Origin of the sequence: Bythopirellula goksoeyrii, assembly GCF_008065115.1 — a bacterium.
Classification (GTDB): domain Bacteria; phylum Planctomycetota; class Planctomycetia; order Pirellulales; family Lacipirellulaceae; genus Bythopirellula; species Bythopirellula goksoeyrii.
On record NZ_CP042913.1, the window covers coordinates 2122219 to 2137737 of the forward strand.

Below are 15519 nucleotides of genomic sequence, written 5' to 3' on the forward strand. Positions count from 1 at the left end.
GTTCTACCGAATCGCAAACTTCTGTGCTTGGGCGGCGATGTCGAGCCCTACCTCTTGGGACCACGCTTCCAGAAGCCGATTGTAAATCGACCCCGGCTTGCCGGTGCCAATTGGCAATTCATTGAGCCGCACGACAGGGAGCAGGCAGATTGAGGTGCTGGTGAAAAAGATTTCATCAGCCTTGGCCAATTCTGCAGGCAGGAGATCGTTCTCCTGCTGCTCAATTCCTAGCGACTGGGCAAGCTCAAAAACCACTTGCTGGCTGACACCTGGGAGAACCTTGTCACGACGGGGTGTCACCAACCCACAATCACCAAAGTAGGCAATGACATTGGCGGTGGTTCCTTCTCCCACATAACCCTCCTGGTCCAAAAGGATGGCCCGTGCGTCGGGACTTGCTTGCTGTATCTGACGCTCAGCTAGGTAGTAATGCATCCGGCTGCGACACTTGAGCTCAGACGGCCAGCAGTTGGCAGGAACCTGACGGGAATCGGCAATCGAAGCCGAGACACCTTGCACAAATTGGTGTGCCCATTGCTGAAAGGGCAGGGGGTGGCCGTGCACACACACGGTGGGACCGCTAGCATCAGCAGACCTGCCCGGCGTGATGAAGACAACGATATTCCAGTCGTCCCCATTGGTAACGTACTCTGCGTTGCGGTCCATGAACTCTTCAACTGCTGCAGAGACCTCCCTGCAAAGTGTCTTGGAATCCCAACCCACGATTTCTAGAGAATGCTCCAGTCGCGCGAAGTGTTCATCCGCTCGGTACGGACGACCCCCAAAGGTGCGCAGCCTTTCGGTAAGCGTGACTCCCATTTGGAAACCCAAATCGTCCACGGCAATGCTCAGTTGGGATGCGGGAATCCAGATGCCATCTAAATATGCGATTGAAGAATTCATCCCGCCAATATGACGAGTCGGGACGAGTTTAGGAATCTGCAAATTGCAGTAAACGCGTCAAAAGTGGGTGGGACGCCTATCTTCGCTCGGAGCGGGAATTGATGTGGGCATAGGCAGGAATTACCGCTTCATGGTCCACATCATTAGAATCGCCTAGCAATTGCCGCCACATCCGGTTCATCTTGGGCTCATCGGCAAGGTAATCGTAAATCACATGACTACGACCTACTTCGGCGGTGACATCGATCTGTTGTATGCGATTCGAGGCGGTCCCCAGTCTATCTCGGTTAAGCACTCCTGCGAGCCCCAATGCGTCGACCCGACTGTGACGCGTGCTGAGCCGAAAGAACCGCATTGCAGGATCCAAACGGTTGGTCACCACGACCATGCGGTCCGTTTGGGAGAGGGCTCGCTGGTGGATTTCACCGGGGAGAAGCCAATCGGCATCAAATGCGGCCGCAACGAGCGCGATTCGTGCTGGAGGCCGATTCGGATGCTTCCGCTGGGTGAATCGCAATTGGTCGAGTTGGCCCCCGCCGAGTAGATGCATAGTACCGCTGACAGTGCGTGCGCCGTAGCTGTATCCCATTAGCGATATTTGCATCTCCGCAGGCATTTGATCGACAAACCAGGCCAATTGCCAGGCCACCTCGTTTGTACGCTCCGCTTTGACTTTGTAATCCTTAATTAATCCGGGGATTTGTCCGGAGGGCCAGGACCAAATGATGTATCTCAAGGGTTCCTGCTTGCTCCGGGCACGTACTAATGAGTCGTACACAGCCATCCCTTCGGCAGCGTCGTTACCAAGTTCCACTCGGTTACCGTGGACATAGATAACCGTCTTAAGATGGCTGGAGGATGGACTTTGCAGATTGTGCCAATCGTAGTCGTCCCAGGTTGGATGCCCCTCAGAATCAATTGTCAACCTTCGGCAGACTAACTCCCGCTCCATCTTCGTAGGGTCACAAGTGGTACCCATCTCGCGAGTGCTAATGAGCAGAATCTCGTCGGCCTGGGGAGGCGTAGGGGGTGGGGCGAACGGCGGCGCAGCTGTTGCGGCGCTCACCAGCATCAGCGCAACAACGAGCGCAATCGCGAGAGACTTCAGACAACGAAGCGAATAAATGAGCGAATTGTCATGTTCGTTCATGGATTGGTTCCGTCCAAACAATATGTACTGTTCAGAATAGCACGACTCTCCGAGTCGTATCATTTCACGTAGGTCCGACTCTCCGAGTCAGAGCGACAACGTCGCAAGAAATCCGAGTCTCTCCAGAGACTCAGCTACGTGGCTAAACAAACGTAGCATGTAATAGGCGCGCGTGTCGGAAAAAAACCACAAAAAAATTCTACCGTTGCGTTTGCACATCACGCAGCATGTTGTAGAGTTTCGTAGCCCACCGGTTAGAAGATGGCTTTGCGGATTGGGATGGCTACCAAGCCGTTCGATCACACTTGCGAATTGACTATTCGTTACGATGGTAACAATAGTCTCCCACCAGCAAAGCCGTTACGAACCAACCGTCCCTCCCCACTCCACCCGCCACGGGTGCCCCGCCGAGGAGACTTACGAATGAGAAGGAATATATTACTTTTGCTGGCGTTGACGGTTTTAACGACCGCCAACTCCGGCTGTTGTTCGGGTTTTCGCAATTGGCTCCATCGCGGGGCACGTTGCGGGACGAGAACCGTTACCCCGGCGGCGATGGGATCCCCTGTCGCGTTGGGAACCCCGTACGTTGCCCCCCAAGCTCCCGTAATGCAACAAGCCCCTGTGATGCAGCAAATGGTTGCGCCGCAGCAACAGTGCGTTCCCCAACAGCAGTGCATTCCACAATGTGTACCCCAGTGTGTGCCGATGTGCCAACCCTGCTACGACCCCTGTGCCAACATGTGCTGCCCCACGGATCCCTGCCAGGGCGCTTGGTCCGGCGGATACAATCCTGGCACGTTTGAAATGGGAGAAGGCGAAACCTACATGCCCAGCGGGCAGACATTTGTCAGCCCTGAGACAACGATCACACCGGGTCCTGCTCCCGAAAGTCGCGCTAACTATCCTGAGAAGGAAGAAGAATAACTCAAAGAAAAAAGAAATATGTAGAACCATTGGATGCGACGTTTCGTGTGGCTCAGCTGGTAGAGAGTAAACCTCCCACCGCCCAGTAACTGGGTCTACCAAAGCCACTCGGAGCAAGCGCAACCACGACCTACCTTGAGTGCCGCTCGACCGTGCCATCCTGAACGCGGTCGAGCGGCTTTTTCATGCGCTGCGTTCTGTAGGGGGGGCAACGCCCATCAGAAACACTCTCTGTTTCGCGTAGAAATTGGTCGACAGCGACCACCCTGCCCTCTCGCCAAGCTACAATGGAAGTAGTGGCGTAATACTTGTAGGCCGGAACGAGCGGTAGCACTGTTCCGGCATTGCGCCACCACTCGCATCGCACTACATCGAAAAGAACCGGTATGATTTTCCTCGCTCGATCCTTTCCTACCATTCTCACCCTGCTGGTCGCCCTCAGCACGTCCTCTATTGTCCTGGCGCAGATCAAGGAAGCGACCGATGTCGACCCGCTCCTGAATCTTGGCCAGTCCCAGGTGGTGCGCTATCGGGTTGGTGCGTCGATCACCGCCAAGCGGGGGCCCGTCCAAAACGTCGTCGCGATGGTGGCCGTGCCGTTTGAGTGTGCGGAGCAGGATGTGCAAATCGCCGAGGAGGATATTTCTCCTGGCGTCGATCTGGTCGACTATCGGCTGCTCGATGGGGGAGCACGCCAAATGCTCATCAATATCCCCTATCTCGCCGGCGGCGAGGAAGCCCACGCGATTGTCACCTTCGACGTCACTACCAGCACGATTCTCCCCCCCGAGGAGGATCAAACGGCGCTGCTCGTTGTTCCCGAAAGGCCCGATCGTCACCTCAAAAAATACCTCGGCCGCAGCGACTACATCCAATCTACCGACAGCAAGATCCGCAAGACCCTTCGCAAGATCTTCGAGGTAAAACCAGAGGAACCCTCCGACGACGAGTCTTCCGACGGCGAGACTGCTTCAGCGGACGATGACGAATCAACCGACGAAGTCGCCGAAGAAACCGAAGCAACTCCTGAAGTTCTTCCTCTCACCCCTTGGCAGCGTGTTGAAGCCATCTACGACTACGTTCAACAGAACGTCAAATACGTCGAAGGCGACGACAAGACGGCTGTCGAAACGCTCACCGAAGGGAGCGGCGATTGCCACGACATCAGTGCCTTGTTCGTCGCACTCTGCCGGGCAGACAAGGTCCCCGCTCGGCTGGTATGGGTTCATGAACATTGCTACCCCGAGTTTTGCTTGGCCGATGAGGAAGGTAACCTGCATTGGTTTCCCTCGGAATCCTCCGGCATGCGTGCATTCGGCGAGATGCCCACCCCACGTGTCATCATGCAAAAGGGCGACAACTTCCGTGTCCCCGAACGCCCCCGCGAACGGCTCCGCTACGCCAGCGACTACCTCATCGGCGTCCCCGTACGCGGCAGCGGCAAACCGACGGTGAAGTACATTCGGGAGCAACTGTGAGATAGAGGTTAGAGGCTGGTGGTTAGAGAAAGTAGCCGCGATGCAACGCATCGCGCGGCTCCATTTTTTCCCCTGCGATGCGTTGCATCGCGGCTAGGCCGCAGAGGAGATTCGAGTATGAGTCACTTCTAACCACTCACCACTACCCCCTCTTCCCCAGTTCTGCATCCAGCGCGTCTTCCAGGCCGTAGGTCGAAGTGCTCGACCACACTGCCCTGCCCTCTTTGTTGAACAGGATCAAGGTTGGGAAGAATTGGATTCCGAGCATGTCCAGCGTGGGATTCGCTCCGTAGCCCACGGGCCAATCGAAGCCGGGGACTGTCGCCATGTAGTTCTTGACTGCTTGGTGGGCGGATCCCCCTTCCGGCGTGAGACCAATAAACTCCACGCCCAGGGGTTGGTACTTCCCATACAGCTTGGCCAATTTGGGAAGTGACTCACGACACGGCGGGCACCAGGTCGCCCAGCAATCGACCAACACCACCTCACCACGCAAACTCGCCGGCGACGGCGCGGTCGAGCTATTCACCCACCCCTCGGCCATCAACTCCGGCATCGGTGTCCCCTCGGCAATAAGTGATCCCGTGCTGCCTCTCGGCCAGACGATCACCGCCAACGCTGTGGCCAGCAAGGCAAAACCGAGGATTTCACCCCAACCGGTAGTGGTTCGTTTGGAAGATGGCATAGTGGTGAGAGGTTAGAGGTTAGCCGCGCCCCGACGCAGAGCGTCGTGAAGAGAGGAGCTCTCGATTTTGGAAAAAACCGCTTTTCAAAAAATAATTAATTCCCTTCTGCACCGTCATGTTGTCATTCAGTTCGATAAAAACAGGGGTAAATCTCATCGTCCGCGTGCATAATTTTTTGAGTTTTTGAACAAAAATTATCTGTGAGTTCGGGAATCCACTTCTTGTCATTTCGAGGTACTCCGAGAAATCTGGCCAGATCCCTCGGAGTACCTCGGGATGACAGTTCGCTTAGCCACTGAACGTTGCGAGGAAGCTCTTTGCATGTTCGTCGCCTTTCGCTCCGCCGAAAGTAGCCCTACTTTCGCGGAGTGAAAGGCGGCTATGGTGTCGGGGTCGAGGACGCCCCGGCTCGCTGCCCACTAATAGCCAATAGCTAAAACCGTTCCCTCGCCCATTATCGCGATTTCAGGGCAAACCGCCACCGGGGATTTTTGGACGGGGAGGAGAGAGAAGGGGCTAGGATCTGGGGGCTTGGGTCTGGTCGTAGGCTGGAACAAGCCGTGCGCAGTTCCGGCACTGAACTGGGGAGAACTCTTGCCCGGGAGAGATGCCGGAACTCGCGTTACTCGTTATGGCCTACGGCATGGAGGGAGGTTGAGAATTGATGGCTCAGGACTGGGAACATACATCGTCGCATTTTCCCCAGCCTCCAGCCCCCCACTCCTAGCCCCTTCGTCTTTCTCTAGCGCCTACGAAGGCCGAATCCCAGTACGGCGCCGAGCATCAGCACGAGCGAGCTGGGCTCGGGGACGTTGGCTAGAGCGGCTGTCAGGGGCATACCCATTCCACCATACTGCTGCTGGATTTTTAGGAAGTCCAGTCCATCGACGTCGCCGTCGCCATCGGCGTCGCCCAGTGCAGACAAGTCAGGAGGCGCGGTCCGGCCATAGTTATTCTGCCAGATCTGCATATCGAGTTGGTTGACAATGCCGTCGCCGTTGAAGTCGGCTCCAACTGGCAAAGCGATGGCCGCGGTGGCTGTGGCAAAGAGCGTATCTGTGGTACCCATCAGGTCGATGTCCCAGAGCCGTCCTCCAGCCGACGCCACTTGTGGAAAAGTACCGGTAACTCCCCCCACTGCATGCAGCAGTTGATAGCTGTCGCCTGGGGTTGGCAGCACGCCCGCCGAGTAGTCCAGCGAGATAATCGCGTCGGTCAAGTCGGCAGTTCCGGTGATATCGAGCGTTCCTGCCGAAGGACCGGCTGCGAGTCCCAAGAGTCCGGCCGAGGTAAAGGTCAAATCACCGACGAAGAGCACTTCGCTGTTAGAAAGAATCTGGATATCGCCGCCGTTGTTATTGATTAGCCCATGCAATGTACTGTTGCCGCCGATGGAGATCGTGCCACCCGGCTCGTTTTCCAGACCCGCAGGGAAATTCATCACACCATTGCGGACAACAATTTCGAAGTTGTTGATCAACGGTAGGAGTGTAGCGTTGAAATCCATTTGACCATCTTGGACAAAGATAGTGCCGAAGTTATCGACCGGACCAGAGAAGACCAGATTATCGCGAAAGGTAACATCACCAGCCGAACTGCCTATCTGACCGAAAGGTCCGACGAGAACGGGACCGTCGACATAGCCGTCGCCATAGAGTTCACCTTCGATTTCAATCAATCCACTTGCAGAAGGAAGTCTCCGCAAACGACCACCGGTGGAAAGAACAACTTGCCCGCCACGATTGATAAACGTCGAACCGGCCACTTGTACTATGGCTCGATTGGCAATGTTGAGAGTTCCCTGCCCCGGGTCGAGGAGATTCAAGGCACCATTACCTACAAACAGATTGGCGTTGGTGCCGGAGGTACCCACATTCCAGCGGGAGCCGATGCCGGTCACGTTGACGATACCCACGCCGCCGCTCTCGTTGCCGATAATCGAATCGCTCCCTCCGTCACCAGAGACGAGGATTCCACGAGCGTTGACGTCAAGTTGCCCAGTACCGAAGTCGCCCACGATGAGTCCGTCGGTAATAATCCTTGATCCTTGTCCAGTGATTGTGCCGACGCCGTCACCCGTCTCTAATGCACCAACAACAAAGTCAAGGGCCTCCACGCTGGCACTATCAGACAGATCAAGAAAGCCTTGTCCAGCATTGCCGAGGAAAAAGGTATTAGTAACGATCCAATCGCCGCCATTGAAATCTTCCAGCGTGGCTGCGCCGATGCTCCCTTCCTGATTGCCAATGATGCCGTTGTCGGATTCGATCGGTGCGAGTGTACCAGAGAAAGGTGGAAAACTGTCCATGAACAAGCCGGCAATACCCGTATCGCCAATGATGAGATCACCGCCGATTGGTCCTCCAGCATCGCTAATGTTTCCCGGAGTTGGGTCCGTATCACCCACGACGCTCAAATCTGCATGAACAGACGATTGCAGGCCGACGAGAGTCAGCACAGCGAGACCAGCCAGCCAGCGTGGAACCAATACGCTTCCCGTAGAACGGCCACTCCTGGCCGTTGATCTGAAGACGGGCAGGAGTGCCCGTCCTACTTCCATTAGCCTTGGGACCAGGGAACTAGATTGAATGCTCATCAATAAACGCATAGAAGTGCCTCTCTCGGATGGTATGTGCCAGCGGGCGTCCGGTGACCCTGCCGACGGTTAGTTCCATTTTCATTGGGGATTTCGGGGATGTCAAATGAAAAGCGGTTAGCTTTTAGGTGTTAGTCGTTAGTGGGGAAAACGGGGGTTGGGATTTGGGGGCTAGGGATGCGATTCTTGCCCCAGTCCCGTTTTTCTCTAGTCTCTAACCTCCAGCCTCTAATCTCTATTCATCTATGAACAGGAGGCAACTGAGTAAACGGAGTTATTGTCAATTACAATCTCTGTTACCTCGGTTCTCTCATGTTCAATTCTTTCTTGTGGCTTTTCGCGCTTTTCGTGGCAAACGGATTTCCGGAAGCTAACGCAACCGGCTCGCCTTTTTCGCCCAGTCCCTAGCCCCCAACTCCCAGTCCCCACTTATTCAATTTCTCTTTTCAATCTCACGGTTTCTTTCACATTATGATTCGCCCCGGGTTGGAAGCCGACGGGGATCGTGCGGTCGACGATGGCAAACTTTCGCACGCGGGTGAAGTCCCCCGTGTCACTGCCGGCTTCTTTGGTGAATTGGTAACCATCGGGGTAGATGCGCCGGTAAGTAGTCATATCACCATGAATAGTAGCGTTAAAAGCGGGTGCTTCCTCAACTTCAAAAAATCCGACCGTGATCCACACGGCGAACACGTTCGACCGGTTGGTGGTCATGCTCGACAAGCGCGAGATGGGTGAGTAGCGGAAGTATGGATTGCGATCGGTGTCACGATATTTATGACCAGAGGCATTGGTTGCCTGATTGACTTCTGCTGTGAAGAGTGGATCGCCGGATAGATTCAAACTTGCTGTTAGTGTAGCCGGCAACTCTGAACTGCGCAATAACATGGAATCCAGTCCATCACGCAACATGGCTGGTGTAGGCACCATATCACCAGTATCCGAGGTTCGGAATGGATTTGCAAAAAGAGTTGGAGAATCAGCATCTAGCTTAGTGGGTGCGTCATTCAATTGACCATAGCCCCTACGGAAAGAAGCAAAGTCATCATCGTCGACAACAGGATGCCCTGGATCGCTTCCATCTCGCTTGGCGCTCCCGTGGAATACCCCATGCCAAACGGCACCGTTAGCAACAGTATTGATATTCACTTTCCCCGGATCACGTCTCTCGGGCAACCGGTTGAAGGGGGGCTGCCAGCCGTAGCGGGGATCACGCGGGTCTTTATTGGGTGGTCCACTCGGGGCGTCCGCTAAAGTCTGTCCAAAAGTCTGGGGATTGAGCCACGTCTCGGTGCCGACGTAGCGGCTGGGAACTTCGACCAGATCAAGGACGCGATAGAGGCCGGCGATACCAAGGTCATCGCTATTACCAGCAGTGCCATCCACTCCGTTTGCATCCACACGGAAGAAATTCAGCAAATGGCCGTAGGGACCGTCAAGAACCCACTTGAAAGCGTTTGTTGCGTTCGAGAGTTCTACCTCAACAGCCTTACGTTGATTCGTATCACGATAAAGTTCTTGATTGGGAGTCGGCGAAGTTGCCGAGGGATTGAGGAACGAAAACGTCTGCAAGAGTTGCGAACTTCGGCGGTGCGGAACTTGCATTAACTCGCCAGGATTGGCAAAGGGGCGATTGTTCCAGGTGATCCAAGGAAACGGAGTATCGGGTTGCGTTTGTGAATTCGTGTTTCTGCTGAACGATTCATTTAGGAACCCAAGAGTCTGATCGGGAATTCCTCGGAAATGATAGTCACTAGAACCGGCGGGTTCCTGGCCACTTCCATTGCCGGCTCGGTTTCGAAAAATTCCATAGAGCTTGTTACTCGTTCTTGACCATCCAATCCACTCGGGATTCCAGAGATTTTGAGCAGGCTGATTCGCCTGTATGGTCGAGCTAATGTCGTTGTTAAGGTAGCCATCGATTTGTCGATTTCTATCTAGTCTTCTTCCGTCCAGGAACATTCCTTTATGGAGCAAGTCCAGGCTTATCCCAGCAGCATTAGGAAGAGGAGCATCTACCGGATTGTTGGACCTGCCGCGTTGCACGCTAGAGAAACTTAATTCTGCATCACGATTGGGATATTCTACAACGTTTCCATTGGAATCCAGCTTCAGTTCTCCTCGTGCTGGTCCATCATCACTTCCATTAAAGACGGTGACATTGGCACCCATCGAATCAATGGTAAGGTACGGATTCGTATCTTTGTTCCAAGGCAAGAGTGGATTAGCAAGCCGCTGGAGATAAATCCAACTAAAAGCAGGTATCGTTCTCAGCACCGCTCTGTTTGGATTTTGTGGTTGTCCAATTCCTCCCTGACCTCCCGACGAGGAATTAGTGATAGGTAATCTCAACCGCGTCTCACCATCTTTCCAAGAATTGCCGCCAATGCCCCCGCCTCCTTGAGCACGTTGATCGTCGTGCGGTATATCTTCATAACCTGGTATGTTAATTGGAGGATAACCTCTAACGGGTTCGCTAATCGTAAATCGCCTTGGTTCGTTGATAATTGCTACGTCCGCAATATCTGGTGAGGTAGGAGATGCGACGATATCTGTTCCGTTGGAACCTACTAGTTTCACCTTCGGTGTTCCCGGCGTACTCCTCGTATCTAATACAATGCCGCGGGAAGAATTCACTCCAGAAGATCCCAAACCAAAATGAGAACGGTATTGCCCAGGTTGACCAGAGACTTGGTCGCCCGATCCTACCACTAAGTACCGTCCGGGACGCACCGGAGGGACTTGAAGGTTTGGCGAATTGACAAATGCTCTGCCCCCAGCGCTGTCGGGAATGGTGATGCTGTTGGGGTTTTGTCCTGTGAAATACACACAGCGATCGAGCACGCGCGGATGATGGTTTTTGTCTGGAGAATCCGGGTCCTTATCTGGGCCTGCCAGAGATCGATAGGTTCCATTCTGCAAGAACGTAGTTTTGTAGACCGCCAACCGCCACACAGGAGAACTGTTAGAGACGGGGTCCAAGGCCGCCAGGTCGACTCCGTTGTCGTTGCCATTGACTACTTCGTGAGTGTCATTATTCGCACCAGGGCTTGCTGGCCACGGATTGTAGAGCTCGACAAACGCTGCACCTTTAGGTGGTCTTATCTGATCGTAGTCTTGATCGTATGTTTGACTTGCCGGATCTACCTTTCCTGCCTTTTTCGAGTCAGGTGCATTTGGCTCGGGGTTTTCGTTGTCTTCATCCTCGGTACGCCGATCGTGCCAGGCAAGAGTCTCGGTCATCACGAGTTCGGGTCTCTCGGTGCCCCAGACCACACCACCCGTGTCGTCGTTCGTCGCAGGTTGGGTATCCATCCCGGTCCAATCCGCCGTCGTAGTGAGATTGCCATCGACTTGCCAAGCATTACTCGATTTCAATGCGAAAGGATCAACTTCATACTCAAACGCAGTCATGATGTTATCGGGGTCGCGGAAGTCGACTGCGTTGATTGCCCACTGGGCAAGCTGACGGGCACGTTCAGCTCGCTTTTCCAAATAGGTCGGGTCCGACGGGCCGCCTGGAGGAATCGGCTGTGGATCGGCTACGGCTTGTGCCAGCACATACAAATGCCGGGCCAGGAGTTGGCGGCGAAAGTTGTGTAAACTTACAAGGTCATCGTTGTTGTCGACGACGCCGTCCCCGTTAGTATCGCCCCGCTCAAAGTCGGTTATCGTACCATCGCCATTTCGGTCAAAGGCGTCGTGATAAGAGGTAAAAGTTACGTCCTCAAAATCACTGGTAGCAGGTGTCGCTGTAATTCCTGCACGCCCATAGTCAATTTGCCAGCCTGCATCCTCAAATTCCCCTGGTTCATCCACCACACCGTTGTTGTTATCATCCCGCCCATTGCCCAACGGGCGGTTGAGATTTAGCTTGAGACCCGCCATCATCTCGGGGGCGATGAGCAATGCCATTTGTGTGCGCAATGCGCTAATTCGAGCGGGGGTGTCGGTTGCTACGTTCCAAACTGGGTCCTGCGCAGCTCGCAAACGATACTCTATTAAATCCGCAAACGTGGCATTCACGGGCTGACGGCCCATGACGGATGCGTAATCGCTATTTGCCAAACCGGGCATGCCCGTACTTGTCCACTCCGGCAACTGAAACCCTGGCTCCGGCAAATCGTAGCTGTCGGTGGTGAGTAATGTTCGCCAGTTGTTCAGATCATTGATCGGAGGAGTAGTTTGGTTGCCCTTCAACAATTCATACAATCGTGGCGGTAAGGTCGGTGAGTCAATATCATAAGCCCGCAAAAGCCGCTCAAATTCGGCGAGTGAGAAGGGTTTGTCCACACTACTCCCCTCTCCCCGCGGAGCGGTTGCTGAGAGGTTGAGTTCGTACGGATTGTCATTGGTGAGTCGATCGAAATCATTATTGCTTGATGTAAAATCGGTAATTGATTGGCCGAAATCATTGAGCCCCATCGCATAGCGGGCTCTCAGGTCAGGAAGCGTTCCGAAGTTGCTGCGGGGAACGACAAACTGAGTTGGAAAACCTTGCATTTTGAGTTGGGCACTCAAATCAAACCTACCGTCGACGCCCGGCTCGTCATCTCCGCCGCTACCATATCGGCCCGAATAACCCATTCCACCTTCGAGCAATCTCTCAAATCGATTGCCTCCCAAGAGCGGTTCCAAGCTAATCTCGGCCGGCCCAAAAGCCTGTCCCCGAGGAGCGTTGTTCCAGCCAACCCCAGCGAGCGAATAGCCGGGATTGTTGGGGCCGTTGATGGTTCCTGCCAATTCCCCCGTCCCATGCGCATTTACATTTAGCCGTCCATCCATATCCAGCACCAAGATCGCCGCCAGCGGCTTCACCATTTTGCCATTCGGCCCGGCAATGATCGGAGCCCCGAAGTCGACCCACAGGCTTTCGCGCACACCGTCCTTGTCGTTGTCCACGTCCCACGGTCCGTAGATCATGCGAGCTAGCCTTTGACCGTCAGTAGTCGCTGCTGCAAATTCAGGATTGCTACCGGTGAACGACGGATGATCTTGCCAATTGGGCCGCAAAAGTATTTTTCGCAATATTGCTGCGTTTGCTGCGGCTCCCAATGTAGAATTCCAAACGGGGTCGCCGGAGGTCCAAAAATCAGTTTTCTTGGCCCAATGATGAATTAATGCCGGTCGATGGAAAGAAGGTAGAACAAGCCCCCCGCGATCATCCGCGTTACCAAATATGTCGTCCGGCCCGGGATCACTCAGAGTTGTTGGATCCATAGAAACGTTGGCGAAGTTGTGAATCCCTTTCTCGCCTGGACTCGATGGACTCCACGCCAGGAACATATTCTGGAAGTCGGCGGCATCGTACGATTCATCGCTGCCACCCAGGCCGTCGAAAGGTCTTAGATTGAGAGGTACGGGGTAACTTGGGAAACCGAAATAGGTCGAATTGACTGCACCATTTGCAGGATTGTTGGTTACGTCAAAAAAGGCAGCATTCGGCATCAACGCAAGCAGCCGTGGAAAGCCATTGACATCCTCACCTGTGCCAAGCTTTTGCGTATTTGCAGCAGTCACTGTGGGGTCATACCCAACCCCTGTACCGTTAAACGGTCGGCCGTTGACTACAATCTGAGTGCCATTAAGAAGTGCCAGATTGGCTAGCGATGTCAACGGTTGGCCATTCGATAGCGGTGTCGCCACTACACGCAACCAATACGGAGAATTGGGAACGGTGGGGTCTTCCTGCACATAGCTCACAATGCGCGTCGTATAGCCCGCGATGCATTCGTTGAAGTTGCTCGGCGAGACAAACGTAACCAGTTGTCCATTGTAGTAATTCTCGATAGCACTCAGCATTTCCATGCCAGGCGGAGGAGTCGCGCTAGGCAATGCTAAATTGTTGCCAAGCATGTCCTGAGCAGCTGTGATCTGAAATTCGATGAATTGCCCGTTGGTCACACCATAGGGTGGCAATGGCGGACCAGCCGGGTTCTGTGCCCACCGCACGTTCTGGATCGTCGCCGTGAACCCGTCGGTTCCATACAGATCCCTGAGCAAGCTGTGATACCGCAGGGCCGAGTTCTGGTTGTTGGTATCGCGCACCAATTGGTTGAGGACTTCGTCCAGGAAATTGTGTTGGGTGTTAGAGATGTTTTCCTGGTTGCCGGCTTGTTGGTAGCTGCGGTTGGCGAGGCGGAACTGGTTCGAGGAGATGACGAACGCCGTGCCGATGAACAGGAACAGGGTCAACAGGCCGAGGACCACGAGCAGGAGGATGCCGCGAGGTGGGGATTGGGGGCTGGGGGCTGGGGGCTGGGGTGAATAGGGGGAAGGGAAACGGGGGGCGGGGGCGCTGGACGATATGCGCTGGGCGGTAGCCAAGCGGTTGTATTGTAGTCGAAATCTTGTACTCATAGTTCTTCTCTTTTTTTCCGGCGACGCGTAGCGTCGCGGCTATTCTCTCTTTTCTTTTACCCCAGCCCCCAGCCCCCGACTCCTAGCCTCCCCTACTGACAACATTCACAGCTCAACGGCATTTGCCGGGTTTGCACGTGGATTGCCCCGGGGAGGATCGCGACCTGGAGGTTTTGCCAGGAATCGCTGGGCCAAGCGCCTCCTTCGGAGACCATCAGGGTGCGACCTATCGCATTGCCTGTGATACCTGCTGGCGAATATTGCATATCTTCGGAGTCCTCATCCATCGCCAGGATGCGATACCACTTCATCATGAACTGGCCATTGATCTGGTTGACTCCCATCACACAAATCCAATTGGTTGCTCGTAGGCCATCGACGGCCGCATCGACTACATCGGGGTCGTTGCTGTTCGCATCATAAATAAGGAGTTCCCCCTGATTGAGAAACTCGGCGGCAATCAGTCGCTCGCTGCCGGGACTGCCGGATGCGCTGGCCGAAGGGACGATGTCGCGCTTGTAAAACACGACGACCGACACATCGTAGAGTCCGCCGTCGAGGTTTGCCGCGGGTTGAAGGCCCAAGAGCGCGTTGTTGTCTACGGGCACCACAGTCGCCAGCCAGGAGTAGTCTCCCTGGTATTGGCGGGCGAGCAGGTTTCCTGTTGTATTGTCCACGCTCCACCGCTGCATTGCCGGGCGATCTCCCTGGTCGGGGAGTTCGACAGCCAGATCGTCGCGCAGGCGGAAGGTTGTCTCGGCTTTATTTGTATCTAGCACATATCCAGTAGTTCTCTCGAAAGTGACACGGCGGACCGGCCACAGTGTTGATAGAGTCCCCGGAGGAACTGGCGGAAAGTAAAGAGGAACATTGGGCCACGGTAATCCATCTAATGCACCATAGGGGAAGTAAGCTCGATATGAAGATGGATTTGGATCATTGGGGTCCACCTCGGCTGATCCAAGTGGGTCAATCGCAAAGGCATGCCCTGCATCGGATCCGAGAGTAAAAAGGCCAGTTGGGCTAGCAGTAACTTTCGTGCCAACCGGATAATTGTCCAATAGGTTGTTAGGAGTAGCATCCATGTGATCGGCGTAGTACCACGAATGTGGATCCATGAACCCCCGCGCTTCGATCTCCGCAAACGCATTATTTGCCAACTGGTCGCTGCGGTCTTTTTGGTCGCCTTGTACCAGGTAGTGGCTGGCGACCGGGAAGATGGCCGCCACGCCCATCAGGCCGAATAGCAGCACGAACATCGAGATGAGGATCTCGATGAGGGTGATGCCGGAGCGGGTGGTGAGTGGCGAGTGGTGGGTGGTGAGTGTCGAGTGGCGAGTGCGCATCCCTAGCCCCCAATCCCCAGTCCCCGGACCACAATTCTCTAACCACCAACCACTAGCAACCAACCACTTCATA

At 54.6% G+C, this 15519-nt stretch carries 8 protein-coding genes; 2 read left to right on the forward strand and 6 right to left on the reverse strand.

Translation table 11 applies throughout. The annotated features are described in order from the left end of the window. Positions 1-3: 3 nt before the first annotated feature. Positions 4-903 carry an aminotransferase class IV gene (locus Pr1d_RS08465; protein WP_148073130.1) on the reverse strand — a complete coding sequence of 300 codons (900 nt, stop codon included), beginning with the start codon at positions 901-903 and terminating at the stop codon, positions 4-6. Positions 904-979: 76 nt separating this feature from the next. Beyond that, entirely contained in the window at positions 980-2053 is a 1074-nt protein-coding gene (locus tag Pr1d_RS08470) for an alpha/beta hydrolase (RefSeq protein ID WP_168205124.1), read from the reverse strand. Between the two features lie 423 nt (positions 2054-2476). Here Pr1d_RS08470 and Pr1d_RS08475 point away from each other — a divergent pair, with 423 nt between their 5' ends. Next, positions 2477-2980, forward strand: a complete 504-nt coding sequence (locus Pr1d_RS08475; RefSeq protein WP_148073132.1) for a hypothetical protein — start codon at positions 2477-2479, stop codon at positions 2978-2980. Positions 2981-3366: 386 nt separating this feature from the next. Continuing rightward, entirely contained in the window at positions 3367-4458 is a 1092-nt protein-coding gene (locus Pr1d_RS08480) for a transglutaminase-like domain-containing protein (RefSeq protein WP_210417924.1), read from the forward strand. A 142-nt stretch (positions 4459-4600) separates the two neighbouring features. Here the strand turns inward: Pr1d_RS08480 and Pr1d_RS08485 are convergent, their stop codons facing one another. The 4 genes from Pr1d_RS08485 to Pr1d_RS08500 all read right to left on the reverse strand — a co-directional run bounded on the left by Pr1d_RS08485 (position 4601) and on the right by Pr1d_RS08500 (position 15518). Then, complete coding sequence (locus tag Pr1d_RS08485) at positions 4601-5143, reverse strand: TlpA family protein disulfide reductase (protein WP_148073133.1); 543 nt, start codon at positions 5141-5143, stop codon at positions 4601-4603. Between the two features lie 743 nt (positions 5144-5886). Continuing rightward, complete coding sequence (locus Pr1d_RS08490) at positions 5887-7752, reverse strand: PEP-CTERM sorting domain-containing protein (RefSeq protein WP_148073134.1); 1866 nt, start codon at positions 7750-7752, stop codon at positions 5887-5889. 417 nt (positions 7753-8169) lie between these two features. Then, the gene (locus tag Pr1d_RS08495) at positions 8170-14100 is read right to left on the reverse strand and encodes a hypothetical protein (protein ID WP_148073135.1); all 5931 of its coding nucleotides are present in this window, start codon (positions 14098-14100) and stop codon (positions 8170-8172) included. A gap of 92 nt (positions 14101-14192) precedes the next feature. Then, entirely contained in the window at positions 14193-15518 is a 1326-nt protein-coding gene (locus tag Pr1d_RS08500; RefSeq protein ID WP_148073136.1) for a type IV pilus modification PilV family protein, read from the reverse strand. Position 15519 lies beyond the last annotated feature (1 nt).

Bases quoted from the DNA above. Each gene is read 5' to 3' on its own strand.
- Pr1d_RS08480 (WP_210417924.1), top strand. From the start codon at position 3,367: ATGATTTTCCTCGCTCGATCCTTTCCTACCATTCTCACCCTGCTGGTC.
- Pr1d_RS08485 (WP_148073133.1), bottom strand. From the start codon at position 5,143: ATGCCATCTTCCAAACGAACCACTACCGGTTGGGGTGAAATCCTCGGT.
- Pr1d_RS08500 (WP_148073136.1), bottom strand. From the start codon at position 15,518: ATGAAGTGGTTGGTTGCTAGTGGTTGGTGGTTAGAGAATTGTGGTCCG.
- Pr1d_RS08495 (WP_148073135.1), bottom strand. From the start codon at position 14,100: ATGAGTACAAGATTTCGACTACAATACAACCGCTTGGCTACCGCCCAG.
- Pr1d_RS08490 (WP_148073134.1), bottom strand. From the start codon at position 7,752: ATGCGTTTATTGATGAGCATTCAATCTAGTTCCCTGGTCCCAAGGCTA.
- Pr1d_RS08470 (WP_168205124.1), bottom strand. From the start codon at position 2,053: ATGAACGAACATGACAATTCGCTCATTTATTCGCTTCGTTGTCTGAAG.
- Pr1d_RS08475 (WP_148073132.1), top strand. From the start codon at position 2,477: ATGAGAAGGAATATATTACTTTTGCTGGCGTTGACGGTTTTAACGACC.
- Pr1d_RS08465 (WP_148073130.1), bottom strand. From the start codon at position 903: ATGAATTCTTCAATCGCATATTTAGATGGCATCTGGATTCCCGCATCC.